Source organism: Gordonia sp. G4 (assembly GCF_057770005.1).
In genome coordinates this window covers 3744579-3766043 of sequence record NZ_CM173442.1, presented here as the reverse complement: position 1 = coordinate 3766043, position 21465 = coordinate 3744579, and the positions used below count along the sequence as shown (strand labels likewise).

Here is a 21465-nt window from a genome sequence, read left to right as displayed (position 1 = left end):
TGCGTCTGCGAAAGATGTTGTGCGTCAGGCGGTCTTGTCGCGGCGTTCGTCGCTGGAGGCCTTGCGGGGCACGATCGTCGGCAGGACGTTGTCTCGGACGGTCTCGCCCGTCACGACGACCTTCTCGACGTCGTCCCGGCTCGGGATGTCGTACATCACCGGTAGCAGGACCTCTTCCATGATGGCCCGCAGGCCACGGGCACCGGTGCCGCGGTGGATCGCCTGGTCGGCGATCGCCTCGAGCGCATCCTTGGTGAACTCGAGTTCCACGTTGTCCATGTCGAACAGGCGCGTGTACTGCTTCACCAATGCGTTCTTCGGCTCCGACAGGATGCTGACCAGCGAATCCTTGTCCAGGTTGGTCACCGAGGCCACGACCGGGAGCCGGCCGATGAACTCGGGGATCAGGCCGAACTTGATCAGGTCCTCCGGCATCACGTCGGCGAACTGATCCGACGTGTCGACCTCGTCCTTGCTCGCCACCTCGTTACCGAAACCGAGGCCGCGCTTGCCGATCCGCTCGGACACGATCTTCTCGAGTCCCGCGAACGCACCGGCGACGATGAAGAGCACATTCGTGGTGTCGATCTGGATGAACTCCTGGTGCGGGTGCTTGCGTCCGCCCTGCGGCGGCACCGACGCCTGAGTGCCCTCGAGGATCTTCAGAAGCGCCTGCTGGACGCCCTCGCCCGACACATCGCGTGTGATCGACGGATTCTCGCTCTTGCGTGCGATCTTGTCGACCTCGTCGATGTAGATGATGCCGGTCTCGGCCCGCTTCACGTCGTAGTCGGCGGCCTGGATCAGCTTCAGCAGGATGTTCTCGACATCCTCGCCGACATAGCCCGCCTCGGTGAGCGCGGTCGCATCGGCGATCGCGAACGGCACGTTGAGCATCTTCGCCAGCGTCTGCGCCAGGTACGTCTTGCCGCATCCGGTGGGGCCGAGCATGAGGATGTTCGACTTCATCAGCTCGACGGTCTCACCCGTGCGGGAGTCCTTCTTCTCCCCCGCCTGGATGCGCTTGTAGTGGTTGTACACCGCCACCGCGAGCGTTCGCTTCGCGGTGTCCTGGCCGATCACGTACTTCTCGAGGAAGTCGCGGATCTCGGTCGGCTTGGGCAGCTCGTCGAGCTTGACGTCGCCGTTCTCCGCCAGTTCCTCTTCGATGATCTCGTTGCACAGGTCGATGCACTCATCGCAGATGTACACGCCGGGGCCGGCGATGAGCTTCTTCACCTGCTTCTGGCTCTTGCCGCAAAAAGAGCACTTGAGCAGGTCGCCACCGTCTCCGATTCGTGCCATCTCGCGCTGTACCTACTTCCTCGTTGCCGGACTGTCGTGTCTGGTCCGTCGCGTCGCGCGCAGCCGGGCATGGGTCATTTGATCGACACTCGAATGCCCAGTAACCCGACGGTACCCGCGTGCCGCCCGAACTTCGACCGATAAGGCCAAATGTCGCGGCAGAAAATCACCGGGACTTCTGTACTGCCACAACTACTTCTTCATGGACTTCTTGCGATATTCGAAGACCTCGTCGATGATGCCGTACTCCTTGGCCGCCGCAGCGGTCAGGATGTTGTCGCGGTCGGTGTCCTTGCGGATCTTCTCCTTGTCCTGGCCGGTGTGGCCGGACAGTATCTCGTCGAGGCGATCGCGGATGCGCTCGATCTCGGCGGCCTGGATCTCGAGGTCGGACACCTGACCCTGGTACGCACCACCGGTGCGCGGCTGGTGGATCAGGACCGTGGCGTTCGGCAGCGCCGCACGCTTGCCGGGTGTTCCGCCGGCGAGGAGGATCGCCGCGGCCGAGGCCGCCTCCCCGAGGCAGACGGTGACGATGTCGCAGTGCACGTACTGCATCGTGTCGTAGATCGCGAGCATGTCCGGCACGCTGCCGCCCGGCGAGTTGATGTACATGGTGATGTCACGGTCGGGGTCCTGCGACTCGAGCACCAGCAGCTGTGCCATGACGTCGTTGGACACGACCTGGTCGATCGGGGTCCCGACGAACACGATCCGCTCTTCGAAGAGCTTCGCGTACGGGTCGTACTGACGCTGGCCGTTAGGCGTGTGCTCGATGAACTGCGGCAGGATGTACCGCGCCTCGATGTTCTTCAGCGCCAGGGCCGACGCAGGGATTCCGGCGGCGACCTCGGCGGGCAGGCCGTCGAAGGAAAGGGAATTGGTCATGTGATGCTCCAGTGAGTAGAGGTGGCTCGGAGATGGTCGGATCACGCGATCACGGAGTGGATCCCTGGCCCGGTCGCGAGATCACCTTGTCGACGAAGCCGTACTCCCGGGCCTCTTCGGCGGTGAACCACTTGTCGCGGTCGGCGTCGGCCTCGATCTTCTCGAGCGGCTGACCGCTGAACTCGGCGTTGAGCTTGTTCATTTCCTTCTTGGTCAGCGCGAACTGCTCGGCCTGGATCGCGATGTCGGCAGCGGTACCGCCGATGCCTGCGGACGGCTGATGCATCATGATGCGCGCGTGCGGCAGCGCGTGCCGCTTGCCCTTGGTGCCGGCGGCGAGCAGGAACTGCCCCATCGACGCGGCCATGCCCATTGCGTAGGTCGCGACGTCGCACTCGGCGAGCTGCATGGTGTCGAAGATCGCCATGCCCGCGGTGACCGAGCCACCGGGCGAGTTGATGTAGAGGTGGATGTCCTTCTGCGGGTCCTCGGCGGCGAGCAGCAGGATCTGCGCGCACAGCCGGTTGGCGATCTCGTCGTCCACCTGGGTGCCCAGGAAGATGATGCGCTCGCGCAGCAGACGCTCGAACACCGAATCGGTCAGGTTCAACCCAGCCATACCCGAACTCATCGAGGGTGTGTGGATGGTCGGCTCACTCACAGGTTCCTACCTTTGCCTTGTTGTCATGACCTGTGCGTCATCTCGGATGACGCACACGCTCATCGAATACTTCTCTGATGACGTCCTCACCGACACTAACCAATCGAGACCCCCGGGCACTCCCGAGGACACGCCACTTCGCTGAGAGCAGAACCACTTCGGCACCGTGAACGGCTCATGCGCGATGGTGGACCGACGGCAATCGCCGGCCCTCGTGGACGAGGACCGGCGATGTGCGTGATCACAATGCGGCACGCATGGCCGCGGTGGAGCCGATCAGTTGTCGGCGTCGGACTCCTCGGTTGCGGATTCCTCGGCGTCGTCCTTGCCACCGAAGTACTCGGCGGTGTCGACGGTGGTGCCGTTGGTGTCGGTGACGGTCACATCGCCGACGATGGCGGCCAGCGACTTGCCGCGACGGACGTCGGCGTAGACGGCTCCGACCTGGTTGGCCTGAGTCAGCTGCTGGATGAACTCCTGCGGCTGCATGCCGTACCGCTGGGCGGTGAAGATGATCTGCTGGGTCAGCTCGTCCTGGCTGACCTCGGTGTCCTGCTGATCGGCGATGGCGTCGAGAAGCAGCTGCTGCTTGACCGACTTCTCGGCCTCCTCGCGGGACTCGGCATCCCACTCCTCGCGGGTCTTGCCCTGCGCCTCGAGGAACTTGGCGACCTGCTCATCGTCGTGCCCGAGGGCGTGGATGACCTGGTGCTGCTGGCCTTCGACCTCTTCGTCGACGACCTTCTCGGGCAGCGGGATCTCGACGGTCTCGAGCAGCTTCTCGAGCACGGCGTCGCGGATCTTGTTGGCCTGCTCCAGCTTCGCGGACTGCTCGACGCGCTCGGCGAGGCTGGCACGCAGTTCCTCGACGGTGTCGAACTCGCTGGCCATCTGGGCGAACTCGTCGTCGACCTCGGGCAGCTCGCGCTCCTTGACCGACTGCACGGTCACCTTCACGAGCGCCTCCTCACCGGCGTGATCGCCGGCGACGAGCTTGGTCGTGAACTCCTTGTCCTCGCCGGCCTTCAGACCGATGAGCGCCTCGTCGAGTCCGTCGATGAGCTGACCGGAGCCGACCTCGTGCGACAGGCCCTCGGTGGTGGCCTCCTCGACGGGCTCGCCGTCGACGGTCGCCGCCAGGTCGATCGAGACGAAGTCGCCGTTCTCGATGCCGCGCTCGACACCCTTGAGGGTGCCGAAGCGGGCTCGCAGCCCTTCGAGCTGCTCGTCGACCGCGGCCTCGTCGACCTCGATCGCGTCGACCTCGACCGACAGGGTCGAGTAGTCGGGCAGGGTGATCTCGGGACGGACGTCGACCTCGGCGGTGAAGGACACCGACTCGCCGTACTTCAGCTCGGAGAGGTCGATCTCGGGCTGGCCGATGGCCTTGGTCTCGGTCTCGGCGACGGCCTCGGAGTACTTGGCCGGGATGGCGTCGTTGACGACCTGGGCGAGGATCGAATCGCGACCGACGCGGGCTTCGATCAGCTTGGCGGGCGCCTTGCCCGGACGGAATCCGGGGATCCGGATCTGCTGGGCCAACGACCGGTAGGCCCGGTCGAAGTCTGCCGACAGCTCCTCGAACGGGACCTCGACGTTGAGCTTGACCCGGGTCGGGGTGAGTTGCTCGACAGTGCTCTTCACGCCTGAATACTCCTTATATCTGCGGTGGTGGAAGTTCGGTCGTTCGCGGGCCGTGCACCGGGTGACCGGTCGGGCCACATCGATCAAGTCGGGATGACAGGATTTGAACCTGCGACCCTCCGCTCCCAAAGCGGATGCGCTACCAAGCTGCGCCACATCCCGGGGTCCGAACACGCGAGGAGCACCCCGGAGGGCGACCGCGCATCAGGGCCAACAAGAGATAGTACGTGCCGCCGCTGCCGACGCCGCGCACGGGTGTCCGAAGCGTCACGGAACCGGGGACGCCCGACGTATGCCGCAGCCGCAACACCGACCCCGATTTTCGGTTCCCGCCCCACTGCCGGTACAGTCACTGATCGCACGCGCCACCGGGTTTTCGACGGCCATCGCGAGCAACGCGGGTGTAGCTCAATGGTAGAGCCCTAGTCTTCCAAACTAGCTACGCGGGTTCGATTCCCGTCACCCGCTCCACCGGGTCCGGAGGCATCACGCCTCCGGACCTTCTGCATTTCAGGGCGCCGTTTCAGGGCGCCGGGGGCGCGTTCCACGGCAGCGGCAGCGGCACGTACTCGTACTCGATCTCGGGGGCCGGCTCCTCTTCGGGATGTCCGGGCGACGTCGGATCACCGGGGCCGGTCGAGACGATCGGCGGCGGGCAGGGCGCGAACTGGCCGTTGCCGATGGCCATCTTGCAGGGCTCGGCGTTCGCGAGTCCCGCGCCTCCGATGAATGCCGCTGCGGCGAATGTCAGTGTTGCAATGAGTCTGGTCATCGACTTTCCTTACGGTGTCTCACCTCTCGTGCCGGAGAGGTTGCGAGATGTAGAAGCGCACTCCTTCCCGGGGCACCGCGTACCGCCCCCGCCATCGACGCTCCTCTGTCGTGCGCGCGTCACACCCGGTTCCGCTCCGGATGTCTCAGATCGCAGCCCGAGTCACCCGACCGGACCACACCCACGCGCGCGATCACCGCAACCCGACCGCCCTGTGATCCTCGACACACCAGGCGTACCGTTGACCCATGTCCTCCAGCCACACGAAAACCCAGCGCCGGTGCGGCTCCTGCGGCGCCCCCCTGTACGTACGCCGAGACGTCACCGAGTCCGAGGCCGGCATCGGCCGCGTCGACGTGATGCTCGTCTGCCGGGACGAAGCATGCTCGCAACCAGCGCGGCACCTCCGGACCGAGCACCCACAACCCGCCTGACCGAAAACCCAACGCAGTCCAAAGCCCAAGTAACACTGGGACAAACGATCCTGTTGACATCGGCGGGACTTCGACGAAGATGAGTCCCGATCGTCGCCGTCCGGACATGCGACAGCCCGAATGTGATGACCGTCACATGTAGTGCCCGCAGCCATGCTCACCTTGGGTTTTGCGACGTCGTACTCCCCGTTCGCGATCGCGGGGTCATTCAGCGTGCGCGACTCCTTGGACCCAAGACAACGGTTGTGTAACGATGGTGCAGCGCTCAGGCCGATGCGCGGACAGACCCATCGAACCGAAGGTACGACCTGTGTTGAACTCCCCAACGCCGACCCCGCGCGCCTCGCGCCGCCGCTCGGCTCGACGCCTCACGGCTGTCGTCTTCGGCGTCCTGGCGATGGCCCTCGCCCTTCCCGGTGTCGCGAACGCCGTCCCGGTGACCGTGATCCCCGGCCTGCCGCCGGTCGAGATCCCCGCGGTCCCGGGCCTGCCGACCCCTCCGGCGCCGAGCACTCCCGAGGCTCCGCAGCCGCCGTCGTCGACGACGACCGAGGAGAAGCCCGCCGACCCGGCCATCCCGAACGTGAAGACCGAGACCGGCTACATCGCGCTGGCCGACGACAACACCCACACCATCACCTGGTGGCACAACGGTGAGGTCGTGAAGAAGATGCCGATCTCGATGGGGTCCGACAAGAACCCGACCCCCCACGGCGTCTACTACACCAAGGAGAAGTACCGCGACATGTACATGGATTCGTCCACATACGGCGTCCCGGTGGACTCCGCCGAGGGCTACCGGACCTACGTCGAGTACGCCACGCGCATGTCGTGGGACGGAATCTTCATCCACGCCGCGCCGTGGTCGGTCAACCAGCAGGGTCGCAGCAACGTCAGCCATGGCTGCATCAACGTGACCACCGAGTACGGCAAGTGGGTGTACGACAACGTCCCCCGCAACACCCCGATCGTGGTCCGCAACACCATCGGACCGAAGTACCAGAACACCTAGGTCAGCAACAGACAGCGACAGGGGCCGGTCACCAGTGGTGACCGGCCCCTGTCGCGCGCTACGCGGCGGTGCGGGCGGCGAACGTCGCCTGCACCTGTAGCCATCGCGCGATCACCTGACAGCCGGTGGAGGCGGGATCGGTGACCGAGGCCCGTCGGTAGGGTTCGCTCCCGTAGGACGTGTGCCGACCGCCCGCGGCATTCGACACCCACAGACCGCTGATGCGCATCCGCGCCGGCAGGTAGCACCGGACCTCACGCCACGCAGCCGCCAGACGTCCCAGGTCGCGACGCCACTGCGCCGGCCGGACGGAGGTGCGTCGCGCGTTCTGCAAGTCATTGGCGCGCAGCACATCCCACGCACTCCTGCCCCATCGGCCGAGTCCGGCGAAGGTCATCGACCCGGTGAGGTCGGCGACGTCACGCACGAGTGAGTCCGCACCCGCGTTGCAGATCATGTCCTCGGCCGCGCCCACCCAGTGCACCGGGAGCCCTGCGGGCAGGTCGACCCCGGGGCCGGCGACGCCCCATCCGCGACAGCCGGGCACCACACCGGGTGGCTGGTGCGGATCGGCGACCAGACCCACGCCGATCACCCGGTTCAGGGCGGGCGGCGTGTCGGTCGCGCTGCCGGCGGCCAGGTCGGCGAGGGCGGCGCGAATGACCACGGCTCCCTGCGAGTAACCCACCAGGGCAATCGGACCTGTCGAGGCACGGATGGCCGCGCGCAGACTGGATGCGCCGAGGGCAACGCTCTCGACGAAACTCATCCCACCCGGCGTCGGGGCAGGCCCGTAGCTCGCCGGGTATCCGATCCAGCGACAGACGAAGCGGTCGTCGAGTTCGTCCGCCACGCCCGCCAGAAGGCCCGACACGTCGGTCCGGGTGTCGCCCGCGAAGGACTCCCCCGTCCCACCGACCACGAAGACGGTGACCGCCGACGACGCGTCGCCCGGTCGTCCGGGACCGACTCCTAGACTCTGCTGCACCCACCCATCGTGGCGCCGGCATGTGTGAACCGGCCGCAGGGTCGCTGAGGGCTCGCTGAGAGTCCCTCCGCGGGTATGCCGACGCGGGTCAGGACGCCTGGGCAGGCGGCGGTTTCGCGACGTAGTCGGCGGTCTCGATGATCGCGACGAAGAATCCGCTTCCCTCGATCACGTTGGCGCTGTGCACCAGTCCGGCCGGGATGTAGATACTCGCCGGCGCCTCGACCTCGTAGACCTCGTCGCCGAGGGTGATCTCGTAGACGAGGCGGTCGAGCGACAACAGGATGTTGATCTCCGGGCAGTCGTGCACATGCGGCTCGCAGTAGTCACGGGCGGCAGCCGACACGGCGCGCATCTCGTGCGCCACGACACGCTTCTCCGCTTCCGGGAACAGATCGCCGCCGGCCAGTACACGGCGGGTGATCGGCGCATCGGCGGCCCCGTGGAAAGGTACGTCTTTCAGTGGGGACACCTCGCCCCGCGAGATCAATCCGGCATGAGACCGGATGCTTTCGCTGATTGTCACACTGCCCCCTCTGTCATCCCCGACCCTTCGCATGAGTAAGGAACTCATGGTCTTGCACGATGCTACTAAGGTTCGGCTACCCACACCGACCGGGCAGTAACGTGTCAGGTCTGACAGACGGGGCACCAATACAGTTTTCGCGCTTCGAGGTCGGCGACGAGGACGGGGGTTCGGCAGATCCGGCACGGCTCCCCGGCCCGCCGGTACACGTAGGTTCGCGGCCGGTTCGGCGCGTACGCCGGCGCGCCGGAATCATCCTCGGGACGTATCACGTGGATGCGTCCACGACGTACACCGATCTTCATGAGGTCCACCAGATCGGCCCACAGCGCGTCGAATTCCTCACGGAGAACACGCTTTCCGGGACGCATCGGGTCGATGCCCGCACGGAAGAGGATCTCGGCGCGATACACGTTGCCGATCCCCGCGATGACTTTCTGGTCCATCAGCAGGGCGCCGATGGGGCGCGCGGACCGCGAGATCGCAGCCCATGCCCGCCCGGGGTCGGCGTCGCGTCGGAGTGGATCCGGACCGAGGCGGGCTATCAACGTCTCGAGGTCGGCGGGGTGGTAGATCTCACAGGCCGTCGGTCCGCGAAGGTCCGTGGCGGCGGTCTCACTCTCGATTCGGAGTCGAACCTGCCCCACCGGTTCGGGCACGGGCACCGGGAGTTCGGTGAAGGCGCCGTAGAGGCCGAGATGGATGTGCACCAGACGCTCGGTGCGATCATCTCGGTATCGATGCACGAGGTGTTTGCCCCAGGCCTCGGCGGCGTGGAAGGTCAGTCCGTCCACCGCCGCCGCACCGTCGGCGAACCGCCCCTGCGGGCTGCTGACGCGGACCTGCGTGCCGCCGAACAGACGCTGCTGGCGACGCGCGAGTCGATGAAGAGTGTGGCCCTCGGGCACGGGCTGCGCCGGTGGCCTACTGGGCCGGGGCCGCCGGCACCTCGGGAGCCTCACCGGTGCGCTCGTACTCCGCGAGGATGTCGATGCGACGCTGGTGCCGCGCCTCCTCCGACCACGGGGTGGCGAGGAAGGCGTCGACGATGGCGAGCGCCTCGTCGGTGCTGTGCATCCGGCCACCGATTCCGATGAGTTGCGCGTTGTTGTGCTGCCGGGCCAGCTGTGCGGTCTCGACGCTCCAGGCGAGTGCGCAGCGGGCACCGGGAACCTTGTTGGCGGCGATCTGTTCGCCGTTGCCACTGCCGCCCAGCACGATTCCCAGGCTGCCGGGGTCGGCGACGGTCCGGGACGCGGCGGCGATGCAGAACGCCGGGTAGTCGTCGGCGGGATCCATCACATGGGCTCCACAGTCCACGACCTCGTGGCCGGTCGCCGCGAGATGATCGGCGATCTGGTTCTTGAGTTCGAATCCGGCATGGTCGGCACCGAGATAGACACGCATGGCGCCACTATAGATTGAGGGCGTGGACACGCCCCTGCCCATCCCCCGCGAGCCGAACGGCGGCGCACCCGCCTCCGGGGCGCCGATCCCGAACGTGCCCGGTGTCGCCGACCCGCCACCACCTGCTCCCGCCGACCCCGCCCGTCGGTGGCTGCGTCCGGCCCACTACGCGGCGAGGCCTCGGCTCCATCCCTGGGAGATCCCCGCACTCGTGGTGGTCATCCTCGCGACGGTGCTGGGATACGCGGCGATCATCGTGCTCGTGGCGCTCGGCATGCTCGACCAGCTCCTGCTGGGTGCGCTGCTGTTCCCGCTCCTGCTCTTCGTGATCCGCGGTCTGACCTACGCGTCTCCACGGGTGAACGGTGTGCAGATGACGCCGACCCAGTTCCCGGACGGGCATCGGATGGTCGTCGAGGCCGCGGCGCGCTTCGGCCTCGAATACGTGCCCGACGCCTACGTCGTCCTCGGCAACGGCGCGATCAACGCGTTCGCCTCCGGGCACGGGTTCCGACGATTCGTCGTCGTGTACTCCGACCTGTTCGAGGTGGGTGGCGCGGCCCGGGACCCGCAGGCACTCGAGTTCATCATCGGCCACGAGGTCGGCCACATCGCCGCCGGGCACACCTCGTACTGGCGACAGCTCTCGACGATCGTCGGCATGAACATCCCGGTCCTCGGGGCCGCGCTGTCCCGCGCGCAGGAATACAGCGCCGACAACTACGGGTATTACGCCAGACCCGGTGGCGCACCCGGCGCCATCGGAGTCCTGGCCGCGGGCAAATACATGCTCTCGGCGGTGGACTTCGACCAGTTCGCCGACCGGGCGACCCACGAGCGCGGCTTCTTCACCTTCTTGACCAACGCCATGTCGTCGCATCCGGTGCTGACCTGGCGCGCGGCCGCTCTCCGCGACCGGACCCGTGCGGGCGCGATGCTGTTGCGTCCGCGCCGGATCGTCCGCGGTGTGGGCAGCGGGAACGTGGTGGCGGTGCCACCGGCACCACACCCGGCCGTCCTCGCGCCCGGCGGACTCCCCAACGGCATCGAACCCCCGCCCCGTTTCTGACGCGGGGGTCCGTTGCGGCACAACCGGACCGGTCAGTCGAACTGCGGGTCCTCGTCACGCGTGCGCTTGAGCTCGAAGAAGTGCGGGTACGACGCCAGCGCGCGCGCACCGTCCCAGACCGTCCCGGCGTCCTCACCGCGCGGGATGCGGGACAACACCGGGCCGAAGAACGCGACGTCGTTGACGTGGATGGTGGGCGTGCCGACATCGTCGCCCACCTTGTCCATGCCGGCGTGATGACTCGCGCGGATGGTGTCGTCGAACTCGGTGCCGTCGGCGGCCTCCGCGAGCGAGGCGTCGAGACCGAGTTCGTCGAGCGCACCGGCGATGACCTCGTCGAGGTCTTTGATGCCCTGGTTGTGGATGCGGGTGCCCATCGCCGTGTACAAGGGCGCGAGGATCTCGTCCCCCTTCTGCGCGGCGGCGGCCGCGACGACGCGGACGGGACGCCAGGCGTGCTTGAGTCCCTCGCGGTACTCCTCGGGAATGTCCTTGCCCTCGTTGAGGACAGCGAGGCTCATGATGTGGAAGTTCACCTCGATCGGCCGGACCTGCTCGGCTTCGAGAATCCAGCGCGAGGTGATCCAGCACCAGGGACACAGCGGGTCGAACCAGAAATCGACGCGGTCGGTGGTCTGGGCCTGCACTGACATTGGAACGTCCTCTCGAGAGTCGGCTGTCTGTCGGGCGCCGGCCGTCCGGCCGGTTCCGCCGTCGGACGCCTCAACATCGCGGTGCGCCGAACTGTTCCCGGGTGCGTCGGACAGCCGGCCGCGGGGCTGGGGATACGCACCGCCCGGGCCGGGCGTGATGTGAGATGGTGCATGGACCGCCGAGGAACAGGACCCGGGATGTCGCTGCCACCACCGTCTGATCCGGATCAGCCGATCCGGGCAGATCGGCGCGGCCACCCGGTCGTACCCAGATCCGTCGGGCAGAGATCGGCACAGATCGTCCGGGCCGCCACAAAGCTCTTCCAGGAGGCCGGGTTCCGGAACGTCAGCATCGAGCAGATCGGCGCCGCCGTCGGTCTCACCGGCCCGGCAGTCTATCGGCATTTTCCCGGCAAACACGACATTCTCTCGCAGGCCCTGACCACCCAGGTGGAGCTCGTCGCCCAACTGATGGCCGACGCGAAGAGCCGCGGCCGTTCGCCGGGCGACCAGCTCTCCCTTCTCCTCGACGGGCTCGGCGACCTCACCGCGCATCGAGACGTCTCGACGTTGTGGCGCCGCGAACAACGGCATCTGCAGCACGCCGAACTCGACGTGATGAAAGAGTATTTCGATGAGCTGAGCGAGCATGTCGCCTCGCTCATCGTCGCCACGCGGCCCGACCTCTCGCCGGCGGCCGCGGAGGTGCTGAGTGCGGCACTGCTCAGCGTGTTCTCCAACACCTCCGGCATGCGCGGCTCACTTCCGCCGGCCCGCCTCAAGCAGGTTCAGCGAGCGGTGGCGGACTCGCTCATCACCTGCGAGCTGCCAAGGGCGCGCGGTCCGGACACCGGTGACCAGACCCCACCCGCGCGCCGGCGCCCCGCCGCCCGCCGCGAGCGGATACTCGACGCCGCCACCCGACTGTTCTCCGAGCGTGGATTCCCCGACGTGCGTATCGACGAGATCGCGCGGACCGCGGACGTCTCCATCGCGACCCTGTACCAAGAGGTCTCCGGCAAATCCGATTTGCTCCTGGCGGTCCTGTGGCGCGGCGTCCAGGGAATTCTCTATGTCTCCGGCCACGCTCTGGACCGTGTCGTCGCCGGCGATGCACTCGACGCGCTGATCCGGGTGTTCGTCGAGTATTCGCTGGGCGAACACGGTCGCATCATGCCGGTCTTCACCCGCGACCTGATGTACCTTCCCGACGCCGAGCAGACGCGACTGCTGAACGCGCAGGCGGACTATCGGGCCGAATGGATCGACGCGATCCGATCCCGCAACGGACTGCTGACGGCGGCTGACGCGAATGCGCTCGTGCAGGCGCTCTTCGGCTTCACCTGTGAGGTCATCGAGTCGCCACGGTTGCGGTCCAGGCCCGGGGTCGCGGAGGACCTCGAGGCGATCGCCCGGGCGATCCTGAACCCGGCCGGGTTGCGTTGAGCGCCGCCCGCGTCCGCACCTGGATAAGCTGGCCTGCGTGACTGCTCCGAACCTCACCAGAGACCAGGCCCGCGACCGCGCAGCGATTCTCGACGTGTCGAATTACCAGATCGAGCTCGACCTCACCGACGGTTCCGGCGCCCCCGGGACCGAGACGTTCCGATCCACGACGACGGTGCGGTTCACGGCGTCGGAAGGCAGTGAGACGTTCGTCGATCTCGTCGCCCCCACCCTGATCTCGGCCACCCTCAACGGCACCGACCTCGACGTGTCCGGCTTCGACGAGTCGATCGGCATCCCGTTGTCCGGCCTCGCCGCCGACAACACGCTCACCGTGGTCGCCGACTGCGCCTACTCCAACACCGGCGAGGGGCTGCACCGATTCGTCGACCAGTCCGACGACTCGGTCTACCTGTATTCCCAGTTCGAGACCGCCGACGCCAAGCGGATGTTCGCGTGCTTCGATCAGCCCGACCTCAAGGCGACCTACACCGTGACCGTCACCGCTCCCGCGGACTGGAAGGTCATCTCCAACGCGGCGCACGCGGAAGCTCCCGGTGACCCGGATGCCGCCACATCGGCTGTGGTGCATCGCTTTCAGGAGACCGTCCCGATGAGCACCTACCTCGTAGCGCTCATCGCGGGGCCCTACGCGGAGTGGACCGACGTCTATTCCGACGAGCACGGCGACATCCCACTGGGCATCTACTGCCGCGCATCGCTGGCCGAGTTCATGGATTCGGAGCGACTGTTCACCGAGACCAAACAGGGATTCGGCTTCTACCACAAGAACTTCGGAATCCCCTATCCCTTCGGCAAGTACGACCAGCTGTTCGTCCCCGAGTTCAACGCCGGTGCGATGGAGAACGCGGGCGCCGTCACCTTCCTCGAGGACTACGTCTTCCGGTCCCGCGTGACCAAATACCTCTACGAGCGTCGCGCCGAGACGGTCCTGCACGAGATGGCGCACATGTGGTTCGGCGACCTGGTCACCATGCAGTGGTGGGATGACCTGTGGCTCAACGAGTCCTTCGCGACCTTCGCATCGGTGCTGTGCCAGTCCGAGGCGACCGAGTACACCAGCGCCTGGACGACGTTCGCCAACGTCGAGAAGTCCTGGGCCTACCGCCAGGACCAGCTGCCCTCGACCCACCCGGTCGCCGCGGACATCCCCGACATCGCCGCCGTCGAGGTCAACTTCGACGGCATCACCTACGCGAAGGGCGCATCGGTCCTCAAGCAGCTGGTCGCCTATGTGGGTCTCGAGGACTTCCTCGCCGGGTTGCGCAGCTACTTCGCCGCGCACGAGTTCGGCAACGCCACGTTCGCCGATCTCCTGGGCGCACTGGAGAAGTCGTCGGGCCGCGACCTGTCGGACTGGGGCGCCCAATGGCTGCGCACCACCGGCATCAACGTCATCCGACCCGACTTCGAGGTCGACGACTCGGGCGCCTTCACCCGGTTCACCATCGTCCAGGACGGTGCCGCCCCCGGCGCCGGTGAGACCAGGGTCCACCGTCTGCGTGTGGGCGTCTACGCCGACAACGGATCCGGTGCCATCGAGCAGACCCGCAGCGTCGAACTCGACATCGAGGGTGAGCGCACCGATGTCGCCGATCTCGTCGGCGTGCACCGCGGAGATCTGGTGCTGCTCAACGACGGCGACCTGACCTACGCCTCGGTCCGACTCGACCCGGAGTCGCTGGCGACCGCGACCGCACGGATCGGCGACATCAGCGATCCGATGCCACGCACCCTGGTCTGGTCGGCGGCGTGGGAGATGACCCGGCAGGCCGAGATGCGGGCCCGCGATTTCGTCGAACTCGTTCGCCGAGGAATCGCCGCCGAGTCGGAAATCGGTGTCGTGCAACGCGTCCTGCTGCAGGCGACGACAGCCATCGAGTCCTACGCCGACCCCGAGTGGGCGGCGACGACGGGCCGCCCGGGGTTCAGCGCTCGCATGCTCGAGCTCGCCCGCGCCGCCGATGCCGGCTCCGACCATCAGCTCGCGTTCGTCAACACGTGGCTGGCCGGCCGGATCAACGACGACGAGACCGAGGTGGCCCGCGCACTGCTCGACGGTGCGGACCCCGCCGAGCACGGCCTCGACGGTCTCGCCGTGGACACCGATCTGCGGTGGAAGCTGGTGACCGCCCTGGCGACCGCTGGTGCCATCGACACCGATCCGGCGTCGACCCCGGTCATCGACGCCGAGGCCGAGCGTGACAACACCGCGACCGGTACGCGGTCGGCGGCACTGGCGCGGGCGGCCCGTCCGCTCGCGGAAGCCAAGGCGGACACCTGGACTCGCGCCGTCGAGGACGACACGCTCTCGAACGTGTACACCCGCACCATGATCGGCGGGTTCGCCCGCCCCGGGCAGGGCGAACTCCTCGAGCCCTATGTCGAGAAGTACTTCGCCGCCGTACCGGAGGTCTGGGCACGCCGGTCCAGCGAGGTCGCGCAGACCGTCGTCGTCGGTCTGTACCCGAGTTGGGCGATGTCGCAGCAGGCCCTCGACCTCGCCGAGGAGTTCTTGTCCGGGGACCATCCGTCCGCGCTCAAGCGATTGATCTCCGAGGGTCGTGACGGCGTGGCACGCTCGCTTCGAGCACGCGCCTTCGACGCACAGGAGGGCTGAGCCGGCAGACCTGCGGTCAGCGTCGTCGCCACCGGTATCGCACCTGCGGGCGGCCCGCCGAGCCGTATTCGGTGTCGCGGTCGAGGACGTGGTCGTCGGCGAGCCGCTCCAGGTAGCGCCATGCGGTGACCCGCGACGATCCGAGGGCGCGGGCGACCTCGGAGGCGGTGAGTCCGTCGGGGCTGTCGCGGACCGCCCGGCTCACCGCGTCCTCGGTCTGCGGCGCGGCCCCCTTCTTCGCCGACCGGCGGGTGTCGCTCGTGCGCAATTCGGCGAGCGCACGGTCGACGTCGCGCTGGCTGACCGCGTCGGCATCACCGGTGAGCGCCTCGCGGTAGCGCAGGTACTGCTCGATCTTCTCTCGGAACGCCGCGAAGGTGAACGGTTTCAGCAGGTAGAGCAGCACTCCGCGCGACATGGCGCTCCGGACGGTCGCGAGGTCGCGCTGTGCGGTGATCGCGATGACATCGGGCGCCGGGCGTACACCCGACAGCGCGGAGGCGAGGTCCACCCCGCGGGCGTCCGGCAGGCCCAGGTCGAGCAGGACCAGGTCGACGGGCCCGGCGCCGGCCATCCGCAGCGCCTCCTGCGCCGTGGACACGGCGCCCACGACCTCGAATCCCCCCAGACGGGCGAGGTAGTCCCGGTGCGCCTCGGCGATCACCGGTTCGTCCTCGACGATCAGGACGCGGATCACGGTGTGCCCGCCCGCTCGTCGGCGCGCACGCGCACCGAGATGACCGAGCCGTAGGTGTTCTCGGCGGTCATCGTGCCGTGTCGACGGGCGACGACCTGGGCGACCAGGGCGAGCCCGAGCCCGCGGCCGGCGGCGTCGCCACCCGACTTCGTCGAGTAGCCCCGGGCGGTCGCCTGGGCGAACAGTTCGGCGTCCATGCCGGTTCCGCTGTCGGCGACGATGATGTCGAGCACGCGGTCGTCCCCGACGACGGTCACCTCGACCCATGGGTCGGCCGGGTCGCAGGCATCCAGTGCGTTGTCGATCAGGTTGCCCACCACCGTGATCATCTCGCCGGGAGTGAGGATGCCGGTGCCGGCGTCGCTGACCTGCGACTCCTCGGTCAACGACAGCGGAATGCCGCGTTCGGCCGCCTGCGCTGTCTTGCCGAGCAGCAGGGCGACCAGCGCGGGCTCGGCCACCGCCTGGGTCATCCGGTCGATGAGCTGTTGGGACAACTCGAACTCGGTGGTCGCCAGGCGGACCGCCTCGTCGGGCCGTCCCATCTCGACGAGCGCGACGATCGTGTGCAATCGGTTGGCGGCCTCGTGCGCCTGGGACCGTAGTGCCTCGGCGAACCGCGTCATCGAGTCGAGTTCACCCATCGCCTCCGCGAGCTCGGTGCGGTCCCGGATGGTCACCACCGACGACCGCCGTCGGCCGGACACCGGGGAACGGCTCACGAGCAACACTCGGCCGCGGTCCGCATACGTCACGTCTGTCTCCTCGTCGCCGTCGGTGAGGAAGGCCGGCAGCTCGTCGGGCGACGCGTCGGCTTCGATGCCGAGCAGGCGTTGCGCTTCGGAGTTGACGAGGGCGGGTCGCCCGTCCTCCACCACCACCAGCCCCTCCCGCACGGACCGCAGCACGGCGTCGTGATGGTCGTACATCAGTCTCAGCTCCTCGGGCGCGAGGCCACCGGTCTGCCGTAGCAACCGTCGCCGAATCCACCACACGCCGCCGACCGCCGTGAGCAGGGCCGCGAACGCCGCGAGGGCGATCAGTGGCAGCTGGCCACGCCACGCCGATGTCAGCGTGCGTTGCGTGATCCCCGCCGCGACCATCCCCACGACGCGTCCGCCCGGCGTGCGGACGGGGACGATCGTGCGGATGGACGGTCCGAGGGTGCCGGTGTAGTTCTCGGTGATCGTCTGCCCTCGCAGCGCCGCGTCGATGCTGCCCAGATACGGTTCGCCGATCCGCGTGGGGTCGGTGTGGGTGAAGCGGGTCCGGTCCGGCGCGAGCACGGTGATGAAGGCGATCCCGGTCGCCGCGCGGACGCGTTCGGTCACCGGCTGGAGCACCGCACTCGGGTCCGGGGACGTCAGTGCCGCGACGGTCGACGGTGACTCCGCAAGGCTGACCGCCACGGCGGTCACCTCGGCCCGCGCCGCTCGGTCTGCGTCGATGCGGGCATCGACGGCCGCCAGAACGCTCTCGGCGACGACCACCACCGCGAAGACCGACAGCGCGAGGGCCGCGACCTGTCCGGCGAGCGTTCGCGGGTACCACCGCATCCCTGCCGACCTCGTTCCCTGTCTGAACGTAATGAACACAATCGTGACCCGCGTCACCCCGTCGGGCCACAATCCTAATCACTGTTGTCCGAGGTGTATGAGGAGAGAATCACCGATGAACATTCGAGGCAGGTCCGGCGGCTCACCGGCCGGAGAAGGTTCCGATCCGATCGCGACCACGCCTGACGATACGGCCGGCGCGCCCCCACGCGGTAAACGGGACCGTACCCACTGGCTCTACATCGGCGTCATCATCGCGGTGGTCGCGGGTGTGGTGGTCGGTCTCGTCGCGCCCGGCGTCGGCAAGGACCTCGGCGTGCTCGGCACCATGTTCGTCAGCCTCATCAAGATGATGATCGCGCCGGTCATCTTCTGCACGATCGTCCTGGGCATCGGATCGGTCCGCAAGGCGGCGACGGTCGGCAAGGTCGGCGGCCTCGCCTTCGTCTACTTCCTGGCGATGTCGACGGTCGCACTGGCCATCGGCCTGGTCGTCGGCAACATCATCCAGCCGGGCGACGGCCTGAACATCGATTCGGTGTCGGGCAAGGGGCAGGAGCTGGCCGACGAGTCACACGAGTCCGGCGGAACGCTCGACTTCATCCAGGGCATCATCCCGGACTCGATGCTGTCCGCGCTGACCGAGGGCAGTGTGCTGCAGGCCCTCTTCGTCGCACTCCTCGTCGGGTTCGCCATCCAGAGCATGGGCCGGACCGGCGAACCGATCCTGACCGCGGTCTCCTACTTCCAGAAGCTCGTCTTCAAGGTGCTGACGATGGTGCTCTGGGTGGCCCCGATCGGCGCGTTCGGCGCCATCGCCAGCGTCGTGGGCCAGACCGGCTGGGCGGCGGTCCAGCAGCTGCTGACGTTGATGCTCGCCTTCTACCTCACCTGCCTGGTGTTCGTGTTCGGCGTGCTCGGCGTGCTGCTGCGGACGGTGTCGGGTGTCTCGATCTTCAAGCTCGTCCGGTACCTCGCCCGCGAGTACCTGCTCATCTTCGCGACCTCGTCGTCGGAGTCCGCGCTGCCCCGCCTCATCGCGAAGATGGAACACCTCGGCGTGGAGAAGACCACGGTCGGCGTCGTGGTGCCGACCGGGTACTCCTTCAACCTCGACGGCACCGCCATCTACCTCACCATGGCGTCGATCTTCATCGCCGATGCGATGGGCGACCCGCTGTCGATCGGTGAGCAGATCGGCCTGCTCGTCTTCATGATCATCGCGTCCAAGGGTGCCGCCGGCGTCAGCGGTGCGGGACTGGCCACCCTCGCCGGTGGACTGCAGGCCCACCGCCCCGAGATGCTCGACGGCGTCGGCCTCATCGTCGGTATCGACCGGTTCATGTCGGAGGCCCGCGCGGTCACCAACTTCTCCGGAAACGCGGTCGCGACCCTGCTCGTCGGTTCGTGGACCAGCACCGTCGACAAGGAGCGCGTCGACGATGTGCTGTCGGGCCGGGACCCGTTCGACGAGACCAACATGGTCGACGACGAACTCGAGTCGGACGCCACCACCGCGCGAGGTGCACACGAGAAGGTCCTCACCCACTGACGCGGACACCACGGCAACGACGAGGCCGCCCCACCGGAAGGTGGGGCGGCCTCGTGGTCTGTGCAGAAGGGCGGGTCAGCCGGCGGCGGCCGCGGTGGCCATCACCCGCAGCGAGGCGATCAGCCCGTCGATCAGGTTGCCCTGACGAAAACCGGTGACCGCGGCGGTGACGCCGAGGGCCGCCACACGATCGTTCACGCGGGTGGAGACCGAACTGCCGGAGACGATGACCACGTCGCGCGAGTTCGGCGACACGGCGATCAGCGTGCCGTACGCGGGCTCGGGCGACTTCGCGAGGATCTCGCGGGCACTGGCCTCCACGTCGCCGTCGAGGTCACCGATGTACACCGAGAAACGGACGAGGGCCTTCTCGCTGGCGGCCTTGAGCGTGTCGTCGAGCGCGATCAGGTCCCGCTTGCTGAAGGGCGGCGTCGTCGGCGAGTCACCGGGGTAGCGAGCCGCGGAGATGCGGCCGCTGTTGGTGAACACCGCGCCCACCGGCAGTTCGGCGGCCGAACGGGCCGCGACCTCTGCGCTCACATTCGCGTGCGTAACCTCACCACTTGCCACTGGCCGAACTCCCGTCAACGTCGCTTGGTTCCGCGTGCCGCGGAAGTGCCATCGGTTCGATGTCGGTGGCACTGAAGAGAAGCGGTGCATGCTCCCACTGCTGGTCGAGGGTGTACTCCTTGACCTTCGGGTACTTGACCCCCGAGGAGAACACCATCGCGACAACACAGAGCAGCACGAAGAGCACCGTCACGATCGTGACTGGCACTCCGATGGGGACGATCAGGCTGTCGACGTCCATGTCACCCTTTCGATGGTCGCGCCGGACCCGCCCGGTTGTCGGCGCAGGTCATCGTTGATCAATCTAACCCACCGAACACCGCCCGGCGCACCGGGGCCTACAGCGCGTCGTAGACGCGCGAGGCGCCCCCGCGCGGCCTCCACGACGCCTCACGCAGCGCCGGAGTCGATGTACTGGAGCCAGGCCGGATCGATGTCCTTGATCGTCGCGAGCAACCGCCAGTGCCTGCCCTTCGGCGCGGTCGGAACCGTACGCAGCGCCCACCCGAGCTCCCCGAGGAGGCGATCCGCCTTGCGGTGATTGCACGACGCACAGCACGCGACGCAGTTCTCCCATGTATGCGTTCCGCCCCGGCTCCGCGGGACCACGTGGTCGATCGTCGTCGCCCGTGCACCGCAGTAGCCGCACCGCGCCCGGTCCCGACGCATCAGTGCGTCCCGGGTCATCGGGACCGTCGCCCGGTAGGGCACGTGGACGTATTTCCGGAGCCGGACCACGGTCGGGATCGGGACCGCGGTACCCACCGAGTGCATCGCACCGCCGTGTTCGTCGGCGTGCACGAGGTCCGCGCGACCGCGCAGCACGAGAACGACGGCACGCCGGACCGTGACGGCCGTCAGCGGTTCGTAGGTGGCATTGAGGAGCAGCACCCGACGACGTGTCCAGGTGCGGGTACCGGTCGCGTTCTCCTCGGTGTCGACGTCCCGCATCGGTGTCGCACCGCCCGTTGCCCGCGACCTCGCCCTGCCGTGTGTCGCCCTCGCGTGTGATCTGTGCGTCATTATCGCCTCCCACCACTCCGACGAGCACAAGTCCATCACGGCGGCGGTCTCCGTGGGAACCGTTTCGCGGTGTCGGGCCAGCTCAGAGCCCTGGAACCGGCGCGACGTTGAGAGGTGCGGCCGGGGTGAGGACAATGGCGTAGGTGACTGGCGAACCCAACACATCCCCTCCGACCCCACCGGCGCCGGAAACCCCCGCGCGGACCTTCTACGACGAGGTCGGCGGCGCCGAGACGTTCCGGCGCCTCACCGCTGTGTTCTACACCGAGGTGGCGCGCGACGAGGTGTTGCGCCCGCTGTATCCCGAGGAAGACCTCGCCCCCGCCGAACGCCGGATGCGGATGTTCCTCGAGCAGTACTGGGGCGGTCCGCGGACCTACTCCGACGAGCGGGGCCACCCCCGGCTCCGCATGCGCCACAATCCGTTCCGCGTCGGGCCGATCGAACGGGACGCGTGGCTGCGCTGCATGCACACCGCGATCGCCTCCATCGACGAGGAGACCCTCGACGCCCCGCACCGCCGAGCGTTGATCGACTACATGGAGATGGCGGCGCAATCGATGATGAATTCGCCCATCTGAGAGCGGTTTCCCTCCCGACACGCCGCCCGACTCGCCGACT

22 protein-coding genes and 2 tRNA genes are annotated in these 21465 nt (G+C 67.7%); 8 read left to right on the top strand and 16 right to left on the bottom strand.

Annotated features, from left to right (window positions below):
* Positions 1 to 24 precede the first annotated feature (24 nt).
* The 5 genes from clpX to AC3B5T_RS16850 form a co-directional block, all read right to left on the bottom strand.
* Positions 25 to 1305 (bottom strand): ATP-dependent Clp protease ATP-binding subunit ClpX, encoded by a 1281-nt coding sequence (clpX, locus tag AC3B5T_RS16870; RefSeq protein ID WP_010841624.1) that lies wholly within the window; start codon positions 1303 to 1305, stop codon positions 25 to 27.
* A gap of 192 nt (positions 1306 to 1497) precedes the next feature.
* Positions 1498 to 2193 carry an ATP-dependent Clp protease proteolytic subunit gene (locus tag AC3B5T_RS16865; protein WP_010841625.1) on the bottom strand — a complete coding sequence of 232 codons (696 nt, stop codon included), beginning with the start codon at positions 2191 to 2193 and terminating at the stop codon, positions 1498 to 1500.
* 49 nt (positions 2194 to 2242) lie between these two features.
* Positions 2243 to 2854: an ATP-dependent Clp protease proteolytic subunit gene (locus AC3B5T_RS16860; RefSeq protein WP_014926432.1), complete on the bottom strand. Its 612-nt coding sequence runs from the start codon at positions 2852 to 2854 to the stop codon at positions 2243 to 2245.
* A 276-nt stretch (positions 2855 to 3130) separates the two neighbouring features.
* A complete protein-coding gene (gene tig, locus AC3B5T_RS16855; RefSeq protein ID WP_055474766.1) occupies positions 3131 to 4498 on the bottom strand; it encodes a trigger factor in 1368 nt (455 codons plus the stop codon).
* Between the two features lie 88 nt (positions 4499 to 4586).
* Positions 4587 to 4660, bottom strand: a tRNA-Pro gene (locus AC3B5T_RS16850).
* Between the two features lie 235 nt (positions 4661 to 4895).
* Here AC3B5T_RS16850 and AC3B5T_RS16845 point away from each other — a divergent pair.
* Positions 4896 to 4969, top strand: a tRNA-Gly gene (locus AC3B5T_RS16845).
* Positions 4970 to 5021: 52 nt separating this feature from the next.
* Here the strand turns inward: AC3B5T_RS16845 and AC3B5T_RS16840 are convergent.
* A complete protein-coding gene (locus tag AC3B5T_RS16840; protein WP_010841628.1) occupies positions 5022 to 5270 on the bottom strand; it encodes a hypothetical protein in 249 nt (82 codons plus the stop codon).
* Positions 5271 to 5518: 248 nt separating this feature from the next.
* Here AC3B5T_RS16840 and AC3B5T_RS16835 point away from each other — a divergent pair, with 248 nt between their 5' ends.
* Entirely contained in the window at positions 5519 to 5704 is a 186-nt protein-coding gene (locus AC3B5T_RS16835; RefSeq protein WP_081637187.1) for a hypothetical protein, read from the top strand.
* 253 nt (positions 5705 to 5957) lie between these two features.
* Positions 5958 to 6716: a L,D-transpeptidase gene (locus AC3B5T_RS16830; protein WP_051129764.1), complete on the top strand. Its 759-nt coding sequence runs from the start codon at positions 5958 to 5960 to the stop codon at positions 6714 to 6716.
* A 58-nt stretch (positions 6717 to 6774) separates the two neighbouring features.
* Here AC3B5T_RS16830 and AC3B5T_RS16825 read toward each other — a convergent pair whose 3' ends face one another.
* The 4 genes from AC3B5T_RS16825 to AC3B5T_RS16810 form a co-directional block, all read right to left on the bottom strand.
* A complete protein-coding gene (locus tag AC3B5T_RS16825; RefSeq protein ID WP_055474765.1) occupies positions 6775 to 7704 on the bottom strand; it encodes a PE-PPE domain-containing protein in 930 nt (309 codons plus the stop codon).
* 88 nt (positions 7705 to 7792) lie between these two features.
* The gene (locus AC3B5T_RS16820) at positions 7793 to 8230 is read right to left on the bottom strand and encodes a cupin domain-containing protein (protein ID WP_010841631.1); all 438 of its coding nucleotides are present in this window, start codon (positions 8228 to 8230) and stop codon (positions 7793 to 7795) included.
* A gap of 104 nt (positions 8231 to 8334) precedes the next feature.
* A complete protein-coding gene (locus AC3B5T_RS16815; RefSeq protein WP_055474764.1) occupies positions 8335 to 9138 on the bottom strand; it encodes an Fpg/Nei family DNA glycosylase in 804 nt (267 codons plus the stop codon).
* Between the two features lie 16 nt (positions 9139 to 9154).
* Entirely contained in the window at positions 9155 to 9637 is a 483-nt protein-coding gene (locus AC3B5T_RS16810) for a ribose-5-phosphate isomerase (RefSeq protein ID WP_010841633.1), read from the bottom strand.
* A gap of 22 nt (positions 9638 to 9659) precedes the next feature.
* Between AC3B5T_RS16810 and AC3B5T_RS16805 the strand changes: the two genes are divergently transcribed.
* Positions 9660 to 10706 (top strand): M48 family metallopeptidase, encoded by a 1047-nt coding sequence (locus AC3B5T_RS16805; RefSeq protein WP_010841634.1) that lies wholly within the window; start codon positions 9660 to 9662, stop codon positions 10704 to 10706.
* 32 nt (positions 10707 to 10738) lie between these two features.
* On the opposite strand, the gene AC3B5T_RS16800 is transcribed toward AC3B5T_RS16805, so the two are convergent.
* A complete protein-coding gene (locus AC3B5T_RS16800; protein ID WP_010841635.1) occupies positions 10739 to 11359 on the bottom strand; it encodes a mycothiol-dependent nitroreductase Rv2466c family protein in 621 nt (206 codons plus the stop codon).
* Between the two features lie 198 nt (positions 11360 to 11557).
* On the opposite strand from AC3B5T_RS16800, the gene AC3B5T_RS16795 reads away from it, so the two are divergent.
* The gene (locus AC3B5T_RS16795) at positions 11558 to 12805 is read left to right on the top strand and encodes a TetR/AcrR family transcriptional regulator (protein ID WP_055474763.1); all 1248 of its coding nucleotides are present in this window, start codon (positions 11558 to 11560) and stop codon (positions 12803 to 12805) included.
* A 37-nt stretch (positions 12806 to 12842) separates the two neighbouring features.
* Positions 12843 to 15446 (top strand): aminopeptidase N, encoded by a 2604-nt coding sequence (pepN, locus tag AC3B5T_RS16790; RefSeq protein ID WP_014926423.1) that lies wholly within the window; start codon positions 12843 to 12845, stop codon positions 15444 to 15446.
* 16 nt (positions 15447 to 15462) lie between these two features.
* Here the strand turns inward: pepN and AC3B5T_RS16785 are convergent, their stop codons facing one another.
* Both AC3B5T_RS16785 and AC3B5T_RS16780 read right to left on the bottom strand, forming a co-directional pair.
* Complete coding sequence (locus AC3B5T_RS16785; protein ID WP_010841638.1) at positions 15463 to 16143, bottom strand: response regulator; 681 nt, start codon at positions 16141 to 16143, stop codon at positions 15463 to 15465.
* Positions 16140 to 17699, bottom strand: coding sequence for a sensor histidine kinase (locus tag AC3B5T_RS16780; RefSeq protein WP_055474762.1), 1560 nt, complete (start codon positions 17697 to 17699; stop codon positions 16140 to 16142). The genes AC3B5T_RS16785 and AC3B5T_RS16780 overlap by 4 nt, the downstream gene beginning before the upstream one ends.
* Before the next feature lie 115 nt (positions 17700 to 17814).
* On the opposite strand from AC3B5T_RS16780, the gene AC3B5T_RS16775 reads away from it, so the two are divergent.
* Positions 17815 to 19251 (top strand): C4-dicarboxylate transporter DctA, encoded by a 1437-nt coding sequence (locus tag AC3B5T_RS16775; protein WP_010841640.1) that lies wholly within the window; start codon positions 17815 to 17817, stop codon positions 19249 to 19251.
* A 75-nt stretch (positions 19252 to 19326) separates the two neighbouring features.
* Here the strand turns inward: AC3B5T_RS16775 and AC3B5T_RS16770 are convergent, their stop codons facing one another.
* From AC3B5T_RS16770 to AC3B5T_RS16760, 3 genes are all read right to left on the bottom strand, one after another.
* Positions 19327 to 19821, bottom strand: coding sequence for a DUF5130 family protein (locus AC3B5T_RS16770; RefSeq protein WP_193363240.1), 495 nt, complete (start codon positions 19819 to 19821; stop codon positions 19327 to 19329).
* Entirely contained in the window at positions 19808 to 20062 is a 255-nt protein-coding gene (gene ctaJ, locus AC3B5T_RS16765) for an aa3-type cytochrome oxidase subunit CtaJ (RefSeq protein WP_004019594.1), read from the bottom strand. The genes AC3B5T_RS16770 and ctaJ overlap by 14 nt, the downstream gene beginning before the upstream one ends.
* Before the next feature lie 149 nt (positions 20063 to 20211).
* A complete protein-coding gene (locus AC3B5T_RS16760) occupies positions 20212 to 20772 on the bottom strand; it encodes an HNH endonuclease (protein WP_055474761.1) in 561 nt (186 codons plus the stop codon).
* Positions 20773 to 20987: 215 nt separating this feature from the next.
* On the opposite strand from AC3B5T_RS16760, the gene AC3B5T_RS16755 reads away from it, so the two are divergent.
* Positions 20988 to 21425 (top strand): globin, encoded by a 438-nt coding sequence (locus tag AC3B5T_RS16755; protein WP_010841643.1) that lies wholly within the window; start codon positions 20988 to 20990, stop codon positions 21423 to 21425.
* Positions 21426 to 21465 lie beyond the last annotated feature (40 nt).